Origin of the sequence: Streptomyces sp. AM6-12, assembly GCF_044327085.1 — a bacterium.
Lineage (GTDB): Bacteria > Actinomycetota > Actinomycetes > Streptomycetales > Streptomycetaceae > Streptomyces.
The window spans coordinates 2311150-2331186 of record NZ_JBIQWN010000001.1 but is presented as its reverse complement, the minus strand read 5'-3'; the positions used below and the strand labels follow the sequence as shown (position 1 = coordinate 2331186).

Below are 20037 nucleotides of genomic sequence, written 5' to 3'. Positions count from 1 at the left end.
GATCCGCTCCGGGTGCCGCCCTCTTCACAACCCTGCCCTCGTCACCGCCGTACGGGGGTCAGTTGACGTTGACCGCCGACCAGGCCGCCGCCACCGCCTTGTACTCGGTGCTGGAGGAGCCGTACAGGGCGGACGCCGCGGACAGCGTGCCCGCGCGGGCCGACTTGTAGTTGGTGGTCGACGTGAAGTACGTCGTCAGCGCCTTGTACCAGATCTGCAGCGCCTTGTCCCGGCCGATGCCGGTGACCGTGGAGCCGTTGTACGTCGGGGAGTTGTACGACACCCCGTTGATCGTCTTCGCGCCGCTGCCCTCGGACAGCAGGTAGAAGAAGTGGTTGGCGACGCCGGACGAGTAGTGGACGTCCAGGTTGCCGACGGAGGAGGACCAGTAGTCCGCCGAGCCGCCGTCCTTGCTGGGCTTGTCCATGTAGCGCAGCGGGGTGCCGTCGCCGTTGATGTCGATCTTCTCGCCGATGAGGTAGTCGCCCTTGTCGGACGCGTTGTTCGCGAAGAACTCCACACCGGTGCCGAAGATGTCCGAGGTGGCCTCGTTCAGACCGCCGGACTCGCCGCTGTAGTTCAGGCCCGCGGTGTTGGAGGTGACACCGTGGCTCATCTCGTGGCCGGCCACGTCCAGCGCGGTGAGCGGGTGGTTGTTGCCCTCGCCGTCGCCGTAGGTCATGCAGAAGCAGCTGTCGTCCCAGAACGCGTTCACGTACTGGCTGCCGTAGTGCACGCGGGAGTACGCGCCGACGCCGTTGTTCTTGATGCCGCTGCGCCCGAACGTGCTCTTGTAGAAGTCCCAGGTCTCCTGCGCGCCGTAGGCGGCGTCCGCGGCGGCCGTCTGGTCCGTCGTGGAGCTGGAGGCCGTGCCGGTGCCCCAGACGTTGTCCGCGTCGGTGAACAGCGTGCCCTTGCCGGACGTCTTGTGCGCCAGGTTGTAGGTGCTGTGGCCGCCGCGGGTGGCGTCGGTGAGCTGGTACGACGAGCCGGACTGGGTGGTGCTCAGGCTCACGGTGCCCGAGTACAGGGTCTTGCCGGTGCCGGTCGCGTTCTCGATGCCCTGGTACTCGAACAGCTTCTTGCCGGTGGCGGCGTCGGTGATGACGTGCAGCTGGTTCGGGGTGCCGTCGTCCTGGAGGCCGCCGACGATCGTCTCGTAGGCGAGGACGGGGGTGCCGGAGCCGGCCCAGATCACCTTGCGGGCGCCGTCCGCGGTGGACTTGGCCGAGCCGAGGGCCTTGGCGGCGGACACGGCCTGCTTCTCGGCCTTGGCCGGGGTGAGCTTCGGCGTGAGCGAGGCGACCTTGATGGTGGCCTTGGTCGCCTTGGTGACGCCCTCGGTCTTGCCGGACTTGGCGGTGTGCACGACCAGGTCGCCGCCGAGGACCGGCAGGCCCGCGTAGGTGCGCTCGTAGCGGGTGTGGACCGTGCCGTCGACGTCCTTGACGACGTCCTTGACGACCAGCTTCTCCTTGGCGCCGAGGCCTATCCGCTGGGCCGTCTCGGGCGCGTCGGCCTGCGCCTGCTTGATCAGCGAGGTGTGGGCGGCGGTGGAGAGCGCGGCGGGCGCGGCGGCCAGCGGCTTGGCGGCGGCCGGGGTCTGGGCGGCCGAGGCGCTGGTGGCCAGGGAGGCGGAGACGAGTGCTCCGGCGGCGACGGCGGTGGCGACGGCCAGGGTGGTGCGCTTGTGACGCGCGGAGAGGGGGCTCACGCAAGCTCCTTCGTGGGGGAGGCCGGTCAGCGTGGGGTTACTGGCCGGGTATTTCGCTGTGAAGCTGCTGTGCTGCTTGCGGCGTGGAGAGAGAGTGACATCAAGGGCGCGTACATGTCAGGACCCTGAAGTGATGTTGGCTGAAAAGCGATCGGCCGGGAAATGTTGCAGTGGTGTGAACAAGTGGCGCTCAAGGGGGCGGCGCGCCCCAACCACCTTGATTTCTCGGGCCGTTGAGATGCGGTTTACGGGAACGCCGTATTCCGTCCGCCCCGTGCGGGCACGCCGTACGTGGCCTGATTCCCACCACCCGAACCCACCGCTCCATTGGCCGATTCACTCATCCGGCCGGGACGGCAGGGGTCAGCCGAGGATGCCCCGGTCGTAGGCCGCCGCCACCGCGGCCGCGCGGTCCTTGGCGCCCAACTTGGCGTAGAGGTGGGTGAGATGGGTCTTGACCGTGGCCTCACTGATGAAGAGTTCGCGGGCGATCTCGCGATTGGAGGTGCCCTTGGCGACCAGGGCGAGGACCTCGCGTTCGCGCGCGGAGAGGGGCTCGTTGCCGGGGGCGGGGGAGCGCACGGCCCGTACGAGGCGGGAGGCGACGGCCGGGGAGAGGACGGTACGGCCCTCGGCGGCGGCGCGCACGGCGGTGAACAGCTCGTCGCGCGGGGCGTCCTTGAGGAGGTACCCGGTGGCACCGGCCTCGATCGCGGGAAGCGTGTCGGAGTCGGTGTCGTACGTGGTGAGCACCAGCACCTTGGCGCGGGCGCCGCGCCGGGTCAGCTCACGGATCGCGGCGACGCCCGAGCCGCCCGGCATGCGCAGGTCCATCAGGATCACGTCGGGGTCCAGCTCGGCCGCCCGCGCGACCCCCTCCGGACCGCTCGCGGCCTCGCCGAGCACCCGGAAGCCGGACTGGGACTCGAACATGCCGCGCAGACCGTCCCGGACGACCGGGTGGTCGTCGACGATCAGCAGCGTGATGGGGGGCTCAGTGGTCATCGCGGACCAACGGTACGCGAGCCGACACCGCGGTGCCCTGCCCCGGTTCCGACTCCACCGCGAGGGAGCCCGCGATCCGCTCGGCGCGCGCCCGCATCCCGGCAAGCCCGAAGCCCCCGGCGCGGGTGCGGGCGGGGACGGCGGCCGGGTCGAAGCCGGTGCCGTCGTCACGGATGTCCAGGATCACCTCGTCCCCGAGGAACGTCAGCGTGACGCCGAGGCGGCCCGCGCGGGCGTGCCGGGCCGCGTTGGACAGCGCCTCCTGGGCGATCCGCAGCAGCGTCGCCGAGACCTCCTCGTGCAGCATCTCGGCGGTGCCGGTGACGGCGAACTCGGCCCGCATCCCGGTGCGTTCGCCCCAGTCGGCGACGGTCTTCTTCAGCGCCTCCGGCAGCCCGGCGGCGGCCAGTTCGACGGGGGCGAGGTTGTGCACCGAGCGGCGGGCCTCGCCGAGGCTGTGCCGGGCGAGCGAGGAGGCACGCTCCAGATGGGTGCGGGCGGTCGCCAGGTCCCGCGCGCCCGCCACCACCTGGAGCTGGGCGATGATCCCGGTCAGGCCCTGCGCGATCGTGTCGTGGATCTCCGCGGCGAGCCTGCGCCGCTCATCGGCGACGCCCGCCTCCCGCGCCTGCACCAGCAACTGGGCGTGCAGGGCCGCGTTCTCGTCCAGCGCCTGCTGCAACGCCGCGTTGGTGCGCTCCAGCTCGTCGATGGTGTCCGCCTGCGTCTCGATGCGCCGCTGCTCCTGGTCGGCGAACCGGAACAGCAGGCCGACCAGGCCGAGGTTGGTGCAGAAGACCGCGGCGAAGATCAGCCACATCATCGGCCCGTGCGGCGGCATCCCGCCGACCTCGCTGCCCGCCATGGTCACCGCGGTCAGGAACAGCCCGAGCGGCGCCAGCCGGCGCGGCAGATGCAGGCCCGAGCTGTAGTAGCCGACCGCCGCGTAGATCCCGAAGAACGGGTTGAGCCAGGTCAGCGCGAACGCCAGCCCCCAGCGCACGAAGTACAGGCACGCGGTGACACGGTCCGGCCCCGGTATGTCCGAAGTCACCCGCCGCCACGCCAGCTGGAGCAGCACGGCGGCGGACGCCAGGGCACCGGCCGCCGTCACCTCGCCGCCCGACATGCCGATCACCCGGGCCGAGGCGGCCGACGTCACCAGCCCCACGGCGAGCATCACATAGGGCCCCCAGCGGTCGAAGGAGGCCCTGCGCTGCCAGCCGGTCGCGTACGTCATGCGCCCAGTGTCCGGCACGGCCGTACTCACTCCCAGCGGAACCAGCGCGCCGCGCCCGCCGTGAGCAGCACCGCCCACAGCGCGAGCACGCCCAGGTGCGCCCAGCCGGGCCAGTGGCCCGCGGCCGCCTGGTTCAGGGCCTCGGCCGCCGCCCCGAAGGGGGTGTACCCCACGATCCGGGCCAGCGTGTGGGGCATGCTCTGCACCGGCAGCCACACCCCCGCGCAGAACATCATCGGGAAGAACACCGCCGATCCGACCGCCCCCGCGATCTTCGTGGTCCGCGACAGCGCCGACAGCAGGGAGCCGAGGGCGAGCGAGGCCGCCGCCGTGAGCAGCAGCGCCAGCAGGTAGCCGCCCGGCTGCGCGGGCAGTCGTACGCCGAACACCAGCCGGCCGGTCAGCAGCGCGAGCAGCGCCGAGGCCAGCGCCACCCCGCCCTGCACCGTCATCTGCGCGGTCAGCAGTGCCGCCGGCCGCACCGGGGTGGCCGACATCCGGCGCAGGATGCCCCGCTCCCGGTAGCCGGTGAGCACCTGCGGCAGCGACTGCGCCCCGCACAGCAGCAGCGCGATCAGCACGGCCACCGGCACATAGGCGTCGATGGGCCGCAGCCCGCCCATCGAGGCGTCGGCCTTCCGGAACGCGGGGATCGAGCCGAGGATCGCCAGCAGCAGCGTCGGGAACAGGAACATCCAGAAGACGGCGGCCGGTTCGCGCCGGAAGAGCCGGAACTCGGTCCGCAGGACGGCGGTGTTCATGCCGTGGCCTCCTTGGTCAGATCGAGGAACGCGTCGTCCAGGGTGGCGTCCACGACGCGGAGCTGATGGGCGGTGACGCGGTGCCGGGCGAGCAGGGTGAGGACCGCGTCGACGGTCGCGTCGGTGCCGGACAGGGTGAGCCGGCCGTTGTGGTGCGCGATGGAGGCGAGCGAGGGCAGCGCGGCCAGCTCACGCTCGTCCAGCGGCGCGGACGGGGTGAAGCTGATGACGGTCGCGCCCGCCGAGCGGTGGATCAGTCCGGCCGGGGTGTCCAGGGCGGCCACCCGCCCCTTGTCGATCACCGCCACCCGGTCGCACAGCCGCTGCGCCTCCTCCATGAAATGGGTGACGAGCAGCACGGTGACCCCGCTCGCGCGGACGTCCTCGATCAGCTGCCAGGTGTCCCGGCGGGCCCGCGGGTCCAGACCGGTGGTCAGCTCGTCCAGGACCACGATCCGGGGGCCGCCGATCAGCGCCAGCGCGATGAACAGCCGCTGCTGCTGCCCCCCGGACAGCTTCCCGAACCGGGTGCCGAGCTTGTCGGTGAGCCCCAGCCGCTCGGCCAGCGGCCGCCAGTCGGCGGGCCGCGGGTAGAGGGCGGCGTACAGCTCCAGCGCCTCCCGCACGGTCAACTTGGCCTGGATCTCGCTCTGTTGCAGCTGGGCGCCGAGGAGTCCGGCGACCTGCGCGTGATCGGCGACGGGATCGAGCCCGGCGACCCGGACCCGGCCGCCGTCGGGGACCCGCAGGCCCTCGACGCACTCGACGGTGGTGGTCTTGCCGGCGCCGTTCGGGCCGAGGATCCCGAAGATCTCGCCCTCCTCGACGGCGAAGGAGACGCCGTCCACGACGGTCCGGCCGCCGTACGACTTGCGCAGATCGGTGACTTCGATGACGGATGGCATGCACCGAGAATCCCGTCCGGCGACGGCCCGGCACATCGGCCGGCCCGCCCGATGTCGCATCAGCCGATCGGTTGATGCCGGACTACGACCCGACGGGCGCCCGGGGGCGTAGGACCAGCGGCGGAGCGGGGGCCAGTCAAAACTCGGTGGGCGATCCGGGTGCCGCTCCGTACGCTCGTTCGCGATGCCCACGACACGTGAAACCGCCCAGGACAGATCCGCCGTGCGCAGCCTGCTGCGGCTGTGGCCGTATGTGCGGCCGGTGCGGGCGCGGCTGCTCACCGCGGCCCTCGTCGCGATCGTCGCCTCCTGCACGGGCCTGGTGATCCCGCTCGTCCTCAAGTGGATGGTGGACGGCCCCGTCGCTGGCCGGGACCCGGCGGGGGTCTGGCTCGGCGCGCTGTACCTGCTGCTGCTCGGGATCGCCGAGGCGGTGCTGTTCGGCATCCGGCGCTGGCTCGTGGCCCGGCCGCTGTCGCACGTCGAGGCGCGGATGCGGGCCGATCTGTACCGGCATCTCCAGCGGCTGCCCGTCGCCTTCCACGACCGGTGGGCATCCGGTCAGCTGCTGTCGCGGGGCACCACCGATCTGATGCTGCTGCGCATGTTCCTCGCCTTCCCGCTGACGTTCCTGCTGGTCAACGGCGTCACGATCCTGGTCGGCGTGGCCATCATGCTGGCCCAGGACTGGCTGCTCGGGCTGGTCGTGCTGGTGCCCGCGGTGCCGGTGCTGTGGACGTGCGTGGTCTTCGAGGGGCGGTACGCGCGGGCGGCGCGGCGGGCCCAGGACCAGGTGGGGGACCTGACCACGCTGGTCGAGGAGAGCGTGCTCGGCATCCGCGTCATCAAGGGGTTCGGTCGGCACCGCAGCCAGGCGCGGGCGTTCGCCACCCTCTGTGCGGAACTGCGGGGGACCGAGCTGCGCAAGGCGCGGCTGCTGGCGGTGATCTGGGGTGTCATCGTCGCCCTGCCCGAAATGGCGATCGGGGTGGCGCTGGTGCTGGGCGCGGTCCAGGTCGCGGACGGGAACCTGTCGGCGGGCACGCTGGTGGCCTTCCTCAGTACGGCCCTCGCGCTGCGCTGGCCCGTGGAGTCGATCGGGTTCCTGCTGGCGATGAGCCAGGAGGCGGCCACCGCCACGGAACGGTACTTCGAGGCGATGGACGAGGCACCGGAGGAAGAACCGGCCGGGGGCGGGGACGCTCACCGGCGCTCGCCGGGTGCCGCCGCGCCCACCCGTGCCGCCCCAGCGGCACGACTGCCCGCGGCCAAAGCGACTGCCGGGCTCCGGTTCGAGGGCGTCCGGTTCCGCTACCCCGACGCGCCCCCCGGCTCCCCGCCCCTCCTCCACCACATCGACCTGCACATCCGCCCCGGCGAGTCCATGGCCCTCGTCGGCGCCACCGGCAGCGGCAAGACCACGCTCACCGCCCTCGTCCCCCGTCTCCACGAGGTCACCTCGGGCCGTATCACCCTCGACGGCGTCGACATCACCGCCATGCCCCGCGAGGAGCTGCGCGCGAAGGTCGCCGTGGCCTTCGAGGAACCCACCCTCTTCTCCGCCACCGTCGGCGAGAACGTCCTCATGGGCGCCACGGACGGCACCGGCGGGGACGAGCTCGACCGCGCCCTCGCCATCGCGCAGGCCGAGTTCGCGCACGCGCTGCCCCAGGGCACCGGCACCCGCGTCGGCGAGCAGGGCCTCAGCCTCTCCGGCGGTCAGCGGCAACGGCTCGCGCTGGCACGGGCCGTCGTCGGCCGCCCTCGGTTCCTGGTCCTCGACGACCCGCTGTCCGCGCTGGACGTGCACACCGAGGCCGCCGTGGAGGCCGCGCTGCGCCGGGTGCTCGCGGACACCACCGCGCTGATCGTCGCGCACCGCCCCTCCACCGTGCTGCTCGCCGACCGGGTGGCGCTGCTCTCCGGCGGCCGGATCGCGGCCGTGGGCACGCACCAGGAGCTGCTGCGCGGCAACGCCGAATACGCGCACCTCATGTCCGGCGAGGAGGATTCCCGTTGACCGCCACCAGCCCCGAGAACCCCTTCGACCGGGACGTACTGCCCTCCCCGCCCGGCGCCACCGCCGCCCTGCTGCGCTCGCTGCTCGCACCGATGAAGGCCCGCGCCGCCCTGGCCGCCGCCCTGGTGCTGCTCCAGCAGGCCGCCGTGCAGGTGGGCCCGCTGCTGGTGGCGTACGCCATCGACCGCGCCGTACCGGCGTTCCGGGACCACCGGTACGCTCCGCTGATCGCGGTGGGCGCCGGCTATCTGCTGTGCGCGCTGCTCTCCGGCGGCCTCCAGGTCGCGTTCGTACGGCAGTCCGCGCGGGTCAGCCAGGACGTCCTGCTCGACCTGCGCGGGCGGATCTTCCGGCACGCGCAGGCGCTCAGCATCGACTTCCACGAGCGGTACACCTCCGGGCGGCTGATCTCCCGCTCCACCACCGACGTCGAGTCGCTGCGGGAGCTGATGGAGGACGGGCTCCAGGAACTGGTGACGGTCGTCCTGTCCTTCGTCTACATCTCGGCCATGCTGCTGTGGCTGGACCTCGGGCTCGGCGCGGTCGCGGTGGCGTCCTTCGTCCCGCTGTACTTCCTCATCCGGCTCTACCAGCGGCGCGCGGGACGGGTGTTCCGGTCCCGGTCGACGGCGATCGCGGCGGTGATGGTGAAGTTCGTGGAGACCATGAACGGCATCCGCCCGGTGCGCGCCTTCCGCCGGGAGGCGGCCAACGACGCCGCGTTCGCCGAGCTGAACCACGCCCACGAGCGGACCAACGGGGACTCGATGCTGGAGATGGCCCGGTATGTGGTGGGCTCCCGGCTGGTCGCCAACACGGCGGTCGCGGGCATCGTGCTCTGGGGCGCCTACCGGGTGGCGTCCGGCTCGCTGGAGCTGGGCGTGCTGGCGGCGGCGGTGCTCTACCTGCGCCGCCTGTACGACCCGATCGACCGGCTCGGGATGTTCCTGAACTCCTACCAGTCGGCCGCCGCCTCCCTGGAGAAGATCGCGGGCCTGCTCGCCCGGACGCCGTCCGTGCCGGAGCCGGCCACCCCGGCCGAACTCCCGCCCGCCCGCGGCGGGTTCCCCGGCCGCGAGGTGCGGTTCGAGGGGGTCGCGTTCGCCTATCGCACCGGCGGCGAGGTGCTGCCCCGCTTCGACCTGACCCTGCCGGCCGGGCAGACGGTGGCGGTGGTCGGCTCCACCGGCGCCGGCAAGTCCACGCTCGCCAAGCTGCTCGCCCGCTTCTACGACCCCACGCGGGGCCGGGTGCTGCTCGACGGGGTGGACCTGCGCGACCTGCCCACGGCCGAGCTGCGGCGCGGGGTGGTGATGGTGACCCAGGAGGCGTTCCTGTTCTCCGGGACCGTCGCGGACAACATCGCGATCGGCCGCCCGGACGCCTCCAGGGCGGAGATCGAGCGGGCCGCGAAGGTGATCGGCGCCCACGAGTTCATCAGCGCGCTGCCCGACGGCTACGACACCGACGTGCGCAAGCGCGGCGGCCGTATCTCCGCGGGCCAGCGCCAACTCGTCGCCTTCGCGCGCGCGTTGCTCGCCGACCCGGCCGTCCTCATCCTGGACGAGGCCACCAGCTCCCTGGACATCCCCGGCGAACGGGCCGTCCAGCGCGCCATGTCCACCGTCCTGCGCGGCCGTACCGCCGTGGTCATCGCCCACCGCCTGTCCACCGTGGAGATCGCCGACCGCGTCCTGGTGATGGCCGACGGCCGCGTCATCGAGGACGGCTCACCCGCCGAACTCATCGCGGGCACCGGCAGCTTCGCCGACCTGCACCAGGCGTGGCAGGACAGCCTGGCCTGAACGGGAGACTCGTGATCCGGCCGACCGCCACCCCCCTCGACACGCCCCGCCTGCGCCTCGAACCCCTGCGCGTCGCGCACGCGGCGGAGGCGGTGCGCGTCTTCGACGACGTACGACTGCACACCTGGACCGGTGGCGCACCCGCCACCCTGGCCGAACTGGAGGCCAGGTACCGGCGCCAGTCGGCCGGGCACTCCCCGGACGGCTCGCAGGGCTGGCTGAACTGGATGCTGCGCAGGCGCGCGGACGGGCGGCTCGTCGGCACCGTGCAGGCCACCCTCCAGGCATCGGACGGGGACCACACGGAGGCCGAACTCGCCTGGGTGATCGGCGTCGGCCACCAGGGCGAGGGCTACGGACAGGAGGGCGCGCTCGCCATGGCCGCGTGGCTGCGCGCCCGCGGGGCGGACCGGCTGACCGCGCACATCCATCCCGGACACGAGGCGTCCAAGGGCATCGCCCGGTCCCTCGGCCTGCGGCCGACGGACCGGAGCACGGACGGCGAGGTGCTCTGGGCTACGGCACCCCCAGCTCGAACAGCGCGTACCCCGCGTACGAACCCGAGGCCAGGGCCGCGAAGGTGAGCACGGTGCACAGCATCGGCAGCGACAGCCGGCGAAGCGCGGTGGCGAGCGGCAGGAAGAGGGGGAAGCAGGGGAGCAGGTAGCGCGAGACGTTGGCGAAGATCTGCTGGCTGCCGAGGACCAGGGCCAGGGTGAGGACGGTGTACACGACCAGTACCACCGGCGGGCGCAGCCGGATCAGCAGCGGGAGCAGCGTGAGGGCGAGCAGCACCACGGCGACGCCGATCATGTCCGCGTAGGGGTAGGCGAACAGGTAGTCGCCGAACCGGCCCACCGGTACCGAGCGCAGCACGTCCAGGGTCTGGCTGCCGTAGTCGAAGCGGTGCGCCCACGCCCCCGACTGGAGCTTGAAGTAGCCGCCGAGGTCGCCCATCCGGTCGCCGACCCAGAGCAGGTAGCCGAGCAGTCCGAGCGGGGCCAGCGCCAGCGCGGCCAGCGGGCGCGCCACTCCGTCCTCGCCCCGGCGCACCGCCAGCAGCGCGGCCACCGCGAGCGCGGCGATCAGGGCCCCGGCCGTGGGCCGGTTGAGGCCGGCCGCGAAGGTGAGCACCCCGGCGGTGAGCCAGCGGCGGGTCAGCACGGCGTGGCAGGCCCAGACGGCCAGGGCCACGTAGAGGGAGTCCGAGTAGACCGCCCACTCCACGCCCGAGCCCGGCCACACCGCCCACAGGCCGGCCGCGGCGAGCCCCGCGCGGCGTCCGCCGAAGCGTTCCGCCACCGCGTAGACGCCGAGCGCGGCCGCGAACGACGCGAGGATCGACACCAGCAGCCCGGCGCCGTACGAGCCGAGGCCGGTCACCGCGGAGGCCATCCGGATCAGCGCCGGGTACAGCGGGAAGAACGCCGCCGAGTTGCCCTCCAGCGTGATCATCCCGGTGGCGCCCGGCACGGGGACGAGCTTCGGGTCGTAGCCGTGCAGCGCGATCTGCTGGTACCACCAGCCGTCCCAGGTGGCCAGCACGTCCCAGGCGTGCGCCCCGCCGCCGAAGCGGGGGTCCTTGCCCCGGTAGTCACCGGCGGCGGACAGCAGGTACATGAAGGAGAGGAACCCGGCCAGCTTCAGCGCGCCGAACACGCCGAGGACCGGGCCGTGCCGGCGGGCGGCGGCGCGCAGCCGGGAGCCGGGCGCGAGGGCCGGGGCGAGGGGCCGCGGCAGGGTCGCGGTCACGCGGCCGGGCGGGGACGGCGGGCGCGCGGCACCGAGGCCGCCAGGGTGCGCCGCATCCGGGCGATCCCGCGCAGGTCGGCCAGCGCGGTGGCCAGGATGTCGACGCTGCTGTCCGGGTCGTCCACCCAGTCCACCGGCACCTCGTGGATCCTGAGCCCGGCCCGCTCGGCGAGCACCAGCAGCTCGGTGTCGAAGAACCACTCCTCGTCCCGCACCAGCGGCAGCAGCCGCTCGGCGGCCTCGCGGCGCACCGCCTTGAACCCGCACTGCGCGTCCGAGAAGCCGACGGCGAGCGTCCAGTGCAGCAGCACGTTGTAACACCGCGAGATCACCTCCCGCTTGGGCCCGCGCACCACTTGCGCGCCGGACGCCAGCCGGGTGCCGATGGCCAGGTCGGAGTGGCCGGAGATGAGCGGCGCGACGAGCGGCAGCAGCGCCGCGAGCCCCGTGGACAGGTCGACGTCCAGATACGCCAGCACCGGCGCGCGCGAACCCGACCAGGCCGCCCGCAGCGCCCGGCCGCGGCCCTTCACCGGCAGCCGGAGCGAGGCCACCTCGGCTATCTCCAGGGCGAGTCGGGCCGCGATGCGCTCGGTGCCGTCGGTGCTCGCGTTGTCGGCGATCGTGATCCGGAAGGGGTAGGGGAAGGTGTCCCGCAGATGCGCGTGCAGCCTCCGGACGTTCGGCTCCAGGTCCTTCTCCTCGTTGAACACCGGGACGACCAGGTCCAGTACGGGCTCGACGTGGTGGGTGGGCAGCGGGGCGCGGCGGGGCGCCGGGGCCTGGGCTGGCGCGGAATACCGGCCCGGTCGGATGCTGAGCAAAGGGGATCCCCGTTCGGTGTCACCTGGCGGTGGTCGTGGTGGTCGTGGGCGGCGGCGGGTACGAGGTGGTCGGGGCCGTACTGGGAGCGCCGGGCGGTACCGAACTCGTCGAACTCGACGACGCATCCGGGGCCGACGTGGGCGGAGCGGTCGGCGTGGTGCTCGGCGCGGCCGACGGCGAGGGCGCCGGACTGGTCGTGGGCCGGGGCCCCGGCGCGCCGGGCCGCACCTCGGTGGGCCCGTGCGGCCACAGGAACAGCCCGAGGCCGAGCCCCGCGACCACCGCCGCGGAACCGGCGGCCCGGCAGACCGCCCGCACCCGGCGCCGGGTACGCACGCGGGCGCGCAGCCGCTCCCGGTGCCGCGCCTCGAACGGCGCCGGCTCCAGCGTCCCGTGCATCAGCCGCGCCAGCCCCTGCTCGAATCCGTCGGGCCCGCCGGACCCCCCGCCGGTCCCGTCGGGCCCCTCGGCCTCGCCGGTCGCGTCCGTGTGATTACCGAGCTTCATCACTCACCCCACCGGCTCGATGACGTCCGACAGCAGTTGCCGCAGCCGGGCCACCCCGCGCGCGGCGTGGGAGCGTGCGGTGCCGACCGGGCAGCCGAGCGTCTCGGCGACCTGCCGGTCGGGCATGTCCTGGTAGTAGCGCAGCACCACGGCGGCCCGCTGCCGCGGCGTCAGCTGTGCGAGCGCCGCCTCCAGCCGGGAGCGCTCGGCCACGGCCGCCGACAGGTCGCCGGCCGCCGCCACCTCGGGCAGTTGCTCCACGGGCCGCTCGCCCCACCAGCGCCGCCGCGCCGAACGGGCCGCCGCCCGCGCCAGCACGGTGCGCACATACGCCTCCGGCGCCTGGTCGGCCACCCTCGGCCAGGCGAACCACAGCTTGACCAGGGACTCCTGCAACAGGTCCTCGGCCCGATGCCGATCGCCCCCGGTGAGCAGACGGGCCAGATGGCACAGGACCGACCAGCGGGCCGCCACGAACGCGTCGTACTCACCGGCCCGAGCCTGCTCCATTCCCACGGGTCCTCGTCTCTCGCCGGCGCTTCTCACCAGAGGTAAGGCCCTGGACCCCCGCGCGCGCTGCACCGGACGTGCGTGATCCACGTCACGCACAGTCCGCGCACAGGCTCAGACGACCCGCAGCAGCAGCACCGCCCGCTCCGGCACCGTGAGTTCCGCGCCCGCCGGGTGCACCGTGCCGGGCGCCGCCGACTGGTCCTCGCGGGAGGTGTCCACCACCACCTCGTACCGCTCGGCCCAGGGCGGACCCGGCAGCACGAAGCCGGTCGGGGTCTCGCCCGCGTGCAGCACGGCGAGGAAGCTGTCGTCCACCACCCGCGCGCCCCGCTCGTCGCGGCCCGGAATGTCCCGCCCGGACAGGTACATGCCGAGCGTGGCCGCGGGCGCGTACCAGTCGGCCTCGGTCATCTCCGCGCCCCGCGCCGTGAACCAGGCCAGGTCCCGCAGCCCGTCCGCGGTCTGCGCCCGCCCGGAGAAGAAGGCGCGGCGGCGCAGCACCGGATGCCGGTGGCGCAGCGCGATCAGCCGGGCGGCGAGGGCGAACAGGGCCCGCCAGCCCGGCTCCTCCAGCAGCGACCAGTCGAGCCAGCTCGTCGCGTTGTCCTGGCAGTACGCGTTGTTGTTGCCGCCCTGGGTGCGCCCCAGCTCGTCGCCTGCCACCAGCATGGGCACGCCGGTGGACAGCAGCAGCGTGGTCAGCAGATTGCGCAGCTGGCGGCGGCGCAGGGCACGCACCCGCTCGTCCGCCGTCTCGCCCTCCGCGCCGCAGTTCCAGGACCGGTTGTCGTCGGTGCCGTCCCGGTTCTCCTCGCCGTTGGCCTCGTTGTGCTTGCGTTCGTACGACACCAGGTCGCGCAGCGTGAAACCGTCGTGCGCGGTGACGAAGTTGACGGAGGCGTACGGGCGGCGCCCGCCCCAGGCGTACAGGTCGCTGGAGCCGGAGAGCCGGTAGCCCATCTCGCGCACATCGGGCAGCGCGTGCCGCCAGAAGTCCCGCACGGTGTTCCGGTACCGGTCGTTCCACTCGGCCCACAGCGGCGGAAAGGCGCCCACCTGGTAGCCGCCCGAGCCGATGTCCCAGGGCTCGGCGATGAGTTTGACCCGGCGCAGCACCGGGTCCTGGGCGATCACCGCGAGGAAGGGGGAGAGCATGTCCACGTCGTGCATCGAGCGGGCGAGCGCCGCCGCCAGGTCGAAGCGGAAGCCGTCCACGCCCATCTCGGTCACCCAGTAGCGCAGGGAGTCGGTGATCAGCCGCAGCACCTGGGGCCGGACCACGTGCAGCGTGTTGCCGCAGCCGGTGTAGTCGGCGTAGCGGCGGGCGTCGTCCTGGAGCCGGTAGTAGGCGCGGTTGTCGATGCCCTTGAGGGACAGCGTCGGCCCCAGCTCCCCGGCCTCCGCGGTGTGGTTGTAGACCACGTCGAGGATGACCTCGATGCCGGCCGCGTGCAGCGCGCGTACCATCCGCTTGAACTCGCCGACCTGTTGCCCGGCCGTACCGGAGGCGGCGTAGCCGGCGTGCGGGGCGAAGTAGCCGATGGAGTTGTAGCCCCAGTAGTCGGCCAGGCCCCGGCGCAGCAGGTGGTCCTCGTGCGCGAACTGGTGGACCGGCAGCAGCTCCACGGCCGTGACGCCGAGCTTCACCAGGTGCTCGATCGCGGCCGGGTGGGCGAGCCCCGCGTAGGTGCCGCGCAGGTGTTCGGGGATGCCGGGGTGCAGCTTGGTGAAGCCGCGGACGTGCAGCTCGTAGATGACCGAGTCCGCCCAGGGCGTCTTGGGGCGGCGGTCGTCGGACCAGTCGTCGTCATCGTGGACGACGACACCCTTGGGGACGTACGGCGCCGAGTCCCGGTCGTCGCGCACCGTGTCGGCGGCGTGCTGCTCCGGCCAGTCCCGCACATGGCCGTACACCTCGGCCGGCAGGGTGAACTCGCCGTCCACCGCGCGGGCGTACGGATCGAGGAGCAGCTTGGCGGGGTTCCAGCGGGCGCCGGTCCACGGGTCCCAGCGGCCGTCCACCCGGTAGCCGTACCGCTGTCCGGGCAGCACACCCGGCACGAAGCCGTGCCAGATCTCGTGCGTCAGCTCGGTCAGCGGCACCCGTATCTCCCGGCCGTCCGCGTCGAACAGGCACAGCCGGACCGCCTGCGCCCCGGCCGCCCACAGCGCGAAGTTGGTGCCCGCCACCCCGTCCGGACCGACCCGGAACCGGGCCCCCAACGGGGTCGGCGACCCCGGCCACACCGCCGGGGCGGGCACCGGGGCGCGCCGGGCGCCGTTCGTCGAGGGCACCACGGCCCGCCCTCCGGCCGGTGCCCGCTGCTCGGCTGCGCTCGTCACCTGTCGGCCCCTCTTCCAGTGGCTCGGCCGGGAGCGGCGCAGCCCCGCGCGCCGGGCCGCCGGGCGGGCCCGAAGGCACCCGGACGGACCCGGCGCGGCCCGGCGCTCCGGGCCGCCGGCGAACCCGGCCGCCCGGTGCGGCCGCGCCCCTCGGCTCCGGTGCGGGCGCGGCGGTCGGCTCCCTGACGTGTCGTCCTTCCCACAGTTCTGCCCACCGCATGGCTCGCACTCACGTTTCCCCGGAGCATGCCCGGTCGTTGAGCAGCGCGTGAGGCACGTACATGGGCGCGCACGGCGCGCGGGGGCCGCACTGGCGGCCGTACTGACATGGGCCGGACTGCTGGCCGGATGCTCCGCGGGCGGCTCGGGCCCGCTGGGCCTGGGCGGCAGACCCGGCGGGACTTCGGCACCCAAGGACACGATCCGGATCGCCCCGGACGACGGCAGCAGGGCGGTCCCGCAGAGCCGGCGGCTGCGGGTGAGTGTGCCCGACGGCCGCCTGGAGAAGGTGAAGGTCGTCAGGGAACAGGACGCGCGGGCCACCCCGGTGCGCGGCCACCTCAGCTCCGACGGGCTGATCTGGCGGCCGGACGACGACCGGCTGGCGCTCGCCGCCCGGTACACCGTGGACGCGGTGGCGCTGGACTCCGCCGGGCGCCGCTCGGCCCGGCACGCCTCCTTCACCACCTACGTCCCCGACAAGAGGTTCATCGCCTACGCCACCCCGGAGAACCGCTCCCTCGTCGGCACCGGGGAGATCGTCTCCCTGGCCTTCAGCACGGACATCGTGAACAAGGCCGCCGTCGAACGCGCGGTGCGGATCACCGCGCGGCCAGCGGTGGAGGTCCGGGCGCACTGGTTCGGCAAGAACCGCCTCGACTTCCGCCCCGAGCACTACTGGAAGCCCGGCACCAAGGTCACCGTCGACCTCGCCCTGCGGGACGTGGAGGCCGCCAAGGGGGTCTACGGACTTCAGTCCAAGACCTTCTCCTTCACCATCGGGCGCAGCCAGGTCTCCCTGGTCGACGCGGCGGCGCACACCATGCAGGTGCGGCGCGACGGCCGGCTGCTGGCCACCGTCCCGATCACCGCGGGCGCCCCGGAGAACCCCACCTACAACGGCAAGATGGTGGTGATGGAGATGCTGGAGGAGACCCGGATGAACAGTCAGACGGTCGGTTTCGGCGGCGAGTACGACATCCCCGACGTGCCGCACGCCATGCGGCTCACCGACTCCGGCACCTTCCTGCACGGCAACTACTGGGACCCGACCGCCCCCGGCGTGGCCAACGTCAGCCATGGCTGTGTGGGGCTCAGGGACGTCCAGGGCGGCAGTTCGGACACCCCCGCCGGGTGGTTCTTCGACCGCAGCCTCGTCGGTGACGTCGTGGAGATCGTCAACAGCCAGGACAAGACCGTCGACCCCGGTAACGGGTTCGGCGGGTGGAACCTGTCCTGGCAGGCATGGAAGGCGGGTTCCGCGGTGAAATAACCACGTGGACGGCCACGGGCGGTGCGCGGGGGGACGGTTCGGGTGGCAGGCGGACGTTGCGACGGAACGGTGACCGACGCCTGACATCCCGCTCACATCAGGGCAGTTAATATGCGCGCACCAACTGTGGTGGGGAGCGGGCCGGGCAGGCCCTGCGAGGGGAGAACGACGTGAACGTGCGGCCGATATCGGGGGCGTCGGTGGCGAGGCGGCGGCGCGCGGCCGGGGGGCTCATAGCCGGCTCCCTGGTGCTCGCGCTCGCGGCGTGCGGCGGGGGCGGGGGCGGCAAGGACGACGGCAAGGGCGCCGCGACCCAGCAGGGCCGGCCCGCCACGGCCGACGTCAGCATCGCCCCGGAGCAGGGTGCCACGGGCGTCGCCACCGACGGCGCCCTCAAAGTCAGCGCGGCCCGCGGCAAACTGACCGAGGTCACCGTCAAGGACGCCAAGGGCGCGAAGGTCGACGGCAGCATCACCGCCGACGGCGCCTCCTGGACGCCCTCCGCCCATCTGGCCGCCGGCACCAGGTACACGGTGCACGCCGTCGCCAAGGACACCGACGGCAAGGCCACCACCAAGGACTCCAGCTTCACCACCCTGACCCCGAAGGCCACCTTCACCGGCTACTTCACGCCCGAGGACGGCTCCACCGTCGGCGTCGGCATGCCGTTCTCCGTCAACTTCTCGCGGGGCATCACCCACCCCGGCGCCGTCGAGAAGTCCATCAAGATCAAGACGGACCCGCCGGTCGACGTCGAGGGCCACTGGTTCGGCAACGACCGCCTCGACTTCCGCCCCGAGCACTACTGGAAGCCCGGCACCAAAGTCACCGTCGACCTCGACCTCGACGGCGTCGAGGGCCGCGACGGCGTCTACGGCAAGCAGCACAAGACGGTGTCCTTCACCATCGGCCGCGCCCAGGTCTCCGTCGTGGACGCGAGCAGGCACACGATGAAGGTCACCCGCGACGGCAAGGTGATCAAGACCCTCCCGGTGACCACCGGCAAGCCCGGCTACGACACCTGGAACGGCCAGATGGTCATCAGCGAGAAGCTGGCCGTGACCCGGATGAACGGCGACACGGTCGGCTACGGCGGCGAGTACGACATCAAGGACGTCCCGCACGCCATGCGCCTGACCACCTCCGGCACCTTCGCGCACGGCAACTACTGGGGCGGCGGCGCCTTCGGCAACTACAACGCCAGCCACGGCTGCATCGGCCTGCGCGACGTCAAGGGCGGCTACGACTCCTCGACGCCGGCCGCCTGGTTCTTCGACCACTCGATCCTCGGTGACGTGGTCGTCGTCAAGAACTCCCACGAGAAGACCGTGGACCCGGCGAACGGGCTCAACGGGTGGAACATGTCCTGGGCGGACTGGAAGAAGTAGCCCATCTCCCCTTCGGGGCGCGCCCCGAACGGTGTGCGGGCCCGGTGCTGTGACCTACGGCACCGGGCCCGCCGCCGTTAGTCGCCGTTAACCTGGGCCGTATGACCGTCACACTCGATGTCGCCGAAGGCGTCGGCACGCTGCGTCTCGACCGCCCCCCGATGAACGCGCTGGACGTCGCCACCCAGGACCGGCTGAGGGAACTCGCCGAGGAGGCCACGCGCCGCGAGGACGTACGCGCCGTGGTGATCTACGGCGGGGAACGGGTGTTCGCGGCGGGCGCGGACATCAAGGAGATGCAGAACATGGACCACACCGCGATGGTCCTGCGCTCCCGCGGCCTCCAGGACGCCTTCACCGCCGTCGCCCGCATCCCCAAGCCCGTCGTCGCCGCCGTCACCGGCTACGCCCTCGGCGGCGGCTGCGAACTCGCCCTGTGCGCCGACTTCCGCATCGCCGCCGACAACGCCAAGCTCGGCCAGCCCGAGATCCTGCTCGGCCTGATCCCCGGCGCCGGCGGCACCCAGCGCCTGCCCCGCCTGGTCGGCCCCTCCAAGGCCAAGGACCTCATCTTCACCGGCCGCATGGTCAAGGCCGAGGAGGCCCTCGCGATCGGCCTGGTGGACCGGGTCGTCCCGGCCGCCGAGGTCTACGAGCAGGCGCACGCTTGGGCGGCGAGGCTCGCCCAGGGCCCGGCCGTCGCGCTGCGCGCGGCGAAGGAGGCCGTCGACGTCGGTCTGGAGACCGACATCGACACCGGGCTCGCCGTCGAACGCAACTGGTTCGCGGGTCTGTTCGCCACCGAGGACCGCGAGCGCGGCATGCGCAGCTTCGTGGAGGAGGGGCCGGGCAAGGCCAAGTTCGCCTAGACGAAGCGGGGTTGGCGAATGCTCTCCGGAGTTCTTTGAAACGTGGACCGAACTCCCTTTAGTCCACCACCAGTTGACGTGTCGTCTCATACGGGTCCCTCGATGGGGCGGATTATGGGAGCCTTAAAGCACCCTTAAGTCTGTCCGGTCGAGGGAGCCCCGCGATTGCCCGGAAGTGAGTCGTCCTCGCAGCTCAGCCGGGGTGTACCGGCCAGTGACATGCCGTCGGCATATGCCGGATGCGCGGTGTGCAGCGGGGGCGTACGGGGGGCGTATTCCTCCGGAACGGCCCCCAAGACGGCTTGCGACGGCCATCATGGGGGCATGGCGGGGCTGGAGGGCATCGAACAGCCGCGGGGACACAGCCGCGCATCCGCGGCACGCTGGTCGCCCACGGTCGAGGACGAACAGGCGCTCAAGGCGCTCGAACTGTTCGGCAATCCGACGGAGCGCGAGGTGCAGTTGCCCTCCCGCCCGGAATCCGCCGCCACCGCCCGCCGCCTCGCCCAGGTCGTCGTCCTGCGCACCTGGCGGCTCACCCCCAAGCTGGCCGAGGATACGGTCCTGCTCGTGTCCGAACTGGTCGGCAACGCGGTACGGCACACCGGCGCCCGCGTCTTCGGCCTGCGCATGCGCTGCCGCCCCGGCTGGATGCGCGTCGAGGTGCGCGACCCCTCCCGCGGGCTGCCCTGCCTGATGCCGGTCCAGGAGCTGGACGTCAGCGGCCGGGGCCTGTTCCTGGTCGACAAGCTGTCCGACCGCTGGGGCGTCGACCTGCTGCCGCGCGGCAAGACGACGTGGTTCGAGATCCGGGTGAACGAGCGGTAGGCGGCGGCCGCGGCGCGCCCCTGGACGTCAATTCGGACAAAACGCGCGTTTCTTACCTTTCGTCCCTTAA

At 72.7% G+C, this 20037-nt stretch carries 16 protein-coding genes and 1 pseudogene; 7 read left to right on the top strand and 10 right to left on the bottom strand.

Annotated features, from left to right (window positions below; genetic code table 11):
• Positions 1-58 precede the first annotated feature (58 nt).
• The 5 genes from ACE4Q9_RS10345 to ACE4Q9_RS10325 form a co-directional block, all read right to left on the bottom strand.
• Positions 59-1714 (bottom strand): M4 family metallopeptidase, encoded by a 1656-nt coding sequence (locus ACE4Q9_RS10345; RefSeq protein ID WP_397983944.1) that lies wholly within the window; start codon positions 1712-1714, stop codon positions 59-61.
• Between the two features lie 363 nt (positions 1715-2077).
• Positions 2078-2719: a response regulator gene (locus ACE4Q9_RS10340; protein ID WP_397983943.1), complete on the bottom strand. Its 642-nt coding sequence runs from the start codon at positions 2717-2719 to the stop codon at positions 2078-2080.
• On the bottom strand, positions 2709-3959 hold the full coding sequence (locus ACE4Q9_RS10335) for a sensor histidine kinase (RefSeq protein WP_397983942.1): 1251 nt from the start codon (positions 3957-3959) through the stop codon (positions 2709-2711). The genes ACE4Q9_RS10340 and ACE4Q9_RS10335 overlap by 11 nt, the downstream gene beginning before the upstream one ends.
• 26 nt (positions 3960-3985) lie before the next feature.
• A complete protein-coding gene (locus ACE4Q9_RS10330) occupies positions 3986-4720 on the bottom strand; it encodes an ABC transporter permease (protein WP_397983941.1) in 735 nt (244 codons plus the stop codon).
• Positions 4717-5625 (bottom strand): ABC transporter ATP-binding protein, encoded by a 909-nt coding sequence (locus ACE4Q9_RS10325; RefSeq protein ID WP_397983940.1) that lies wholly within the window; start codon positions 5623-5625, stop codon positions 4717-4719. The genes ACE4Q9_RS10330 and ACE4Q9_RS10325 overlap by 4 nt, the downstream gene beginning before the upstream one ends.
• Positions 5626-5809: 184 nt before the next feature.
• Here ACE4Q9_RS10325 and ACE4Q9_RS10320 point away from each other — a divergent pair, with 184 nt between their 5' ends.
• From ACE4Q9_RS10320 to ACE4Q9_RS10310, 3 genes are read left to right on the top strand one after another with little or no spacing between them, the layout of a single operon-like run.
• Complete coding sequence (locus tag ACE4Q9_RS10320; protein WP_397983939.1) at positions 5810-7645, top strand: ABC transporter ATP-binding protein; 1836 nt, start codon at positions 5810-5812, stop codon at positions 7643-7645.
• A complete protein-coding gene (locus tag ACE4Q9_RS10315; protein WP_397983938.1) occupies positions 7642-9450 on the top strand; it encodes an ABC transporter ATP-binding protein in 1809 nt (602 codons plus the stop codon). The genes ACE4Q9_RS10320 and ACE4Q9_RS10315 overlap by 4 nt, the downstream gene beginning before the upstream one ends.
• 11 nt (positions 9451-9461) lie before the next feature.
• Complete coding sequence (locus tag ACE4Q9_RS10310) at positions 9462-10034, top strand: GNAT family N-acetyltransferase (protein WP_397983937.1); 573 nt, start codon at positions 9462-9464, stop codon at positions 10032-10034.
• Here the strand turns inward: ACE4Q9_RS10310 and ACE4Q9_RS10305 are convergent.
• The 5 genes and pseudogenes from ACE4Q9_RS10305 to glgX form a co-directional block, all read right to left on the bottom strand.
• Positions 9967-11202 carry a hypothetical protein gene (locus tag ACE4Q9_RS10305; RefSeq protein ID WP_397983936.1) on the bottom strand — a complete coding sequence of 412 codons (1236 nt, stop codon included), beginning with the start codon at positions 11200-11202 and terminating at the stop codon, positions 9967-9969. The genes ACE4Q9_RS10310 and ACE4Q9_RS10305 overlap by 68 nt on opposite strands.
• 38 nt (positions 11203-11240) lie before the next feature.
• Positions 11241-12017 (bottom strand): annotated as a pseudogene (locus tag ACE4Q9_RS10300) (dolichyl-phosphate beta-glucosyltransferase); the annotation flags it as partial.
• A gap of 28 nt (positions 12018-12045) precedes the next feature.
• Positions 12046-12534 carry a hypothetical protein gene (locus tag ACE4Q9_RS10295; RefSeq protein ID WP_397983935.1) on the bottom strand — a complete coding sequence of 163 codons (489 nt, stop codon included), beginning with the start codon at positions 12532-12534 and terminating at the stop codon, positions 12046-12048.
• A gap of 3 nt (positions 12535-12537) precedes the next feature.
• The gene (locus tag ACE4Q9_RS10290; RefSeq protein ID WP_397983934.1) at positions 12538-13044 is read right to left on the bottom strand and encodes a SigE family RNA polymerase sigma factor; all 507 of its coding nucleotides are present in this window, start codon (positions 13042-13044) and stop codon (positions 12538-12540) included.
• A gap of 114 nt (positions 13045-13158) precedes the next feature.
• Entirely contained in the window at positions 13159-15390 is a 2232-nt protein-coding gene (gene glgX, locus ACE4Q9_RS10285) for a glycogen debranching protein GlgX (RefSeq protein ID WP_397983933.1), read from the bottom strand.
• A gap of 268 nt (positions 15391-15658) precedes the next feature.
• Between glgX and ACE4Q9_RS10280 the strand changes: the two genes are divergently transcribed.
• The 4 genes from ACE4Q9_RS10280 (at position 15659) to ACE4Q9_RS10265 (ending at position 19967) form a co-directional block, all read left to right on the top strand.
• The gene (locus ACE4Q9_RS10280) at positions 15659-16882 is read left to right on the top strand and encodes an Ig-like domain-containing protein (protein ID WP_397983932.1); all 1224 of its coding nucleotides are present in this window, start codon (positions 15659-15661) and stop codon (positions 16880-16882) included.
• 170 nt (positions 16883-17052) lie between these two features.
• Positions 17053-18270 (top strand): Ig-like domain-containing protein, encoded by a 1218-nt coding sequence (locus ACE4Q9_RS10275; RefSeq protein WP_397983931.1) that lies wholly within the window; start codon positions 17053-17055, stop codon positions 18268-18270.
• Between the two features lie 101 nt (positions 18271-18371).
• A complete protein-coding gene (locus tag ACE4Q9_RS10270; RefSeq protein ID WP_397983930.1) occupies positions 18372-19139 on the top strand; it encodes an enoyl-CoA hydratase/isomerase family protein in 768 nt (255 codons plus the stop codon).
• Positions 19140-19463: 324 nt separating this feature from the next.
• Positions 19464-19967, top strand: coding sequence for an ATP-binding protein (locus tag ACE4Q9_RS10265; protein WP_397983929.1), 504 nt, complete (start codon positions 19464-19466; stop codon positions 19965-19967).
• Positions 19968-20037: the final 70 nt, after the last annotated feature.

Excerpts from the sequence above, each read along its gene's own strand:
- ACE4Q9_RS10340 (WP_397983943.1), bottom strand. The coding sequence starts at position 2,719 with ATGACCACTGAGCCCCCCATCACGCTGCTGATCGTCGACGACCACCCG.
- ACE4Q9_RS10335 (WP_397983942.1), bottom strand. The coding sequence starts at position 3,959 with ATGACGTACGCGACCGGCTGGCAGCGCAGGGCCTCCTTCGACCGCTGG.
- ACE4Q9_RS10330 (WP_397983941.1), bottom strand. The coding sequence starts at position 4,720 with ATGAACACCGCCGTCCTGCGGACCGAGTTCCGGCTCTTCCGGCGCGAA.
- ACE4Q9_RS10325 (WP_397983940.1), bottom strand. The coding sequence starts at position 5,625 with ATGCCATCCGTCATCGAAGTCACCGATCTGCGCAAGTCGTACGGCGGC.
- ACE4Q9_RS10320 (WP_397983939.1), top strand. The coding sequence starts at position 5,810 with ATGCCCACGACACGTGAAACCGCCCAGGACAGATCCGCCGTGCGCAGC.
- ACE4Q9_RS10295 (WP_397983935.1), bottom strand. The coding sequence starts at position 12,534 with ATGAAGCTCGGTAATCACACGGACGCGACCGGCGAGGCCGAGGGGCCC.
- ACE4Q9_RS10290 (WP_397983934.1), bottom strand. The coding sequence starts at position 13,044 with ATGGAGCAGGCTCGGGCCGGTGAGTACGACGCGTTCGTGGCGGCCCGC.
- ACE4Q9_RS10270 (WP_397983930.1), top strand. The coding sequence starts at position 18,372 with ATGACCGTCACACTCGATGTCGCCGAAGGCGTCGGCACGCTGCGTCTC.
- ACE4Q9_RS10265 (WP_397983929.1), top strand. The coding sequence starts at position 19,464 with ATGGCGGGGCTGGAGGGCATCGAACAGCCGCGGGGACACAGCCGCGCA.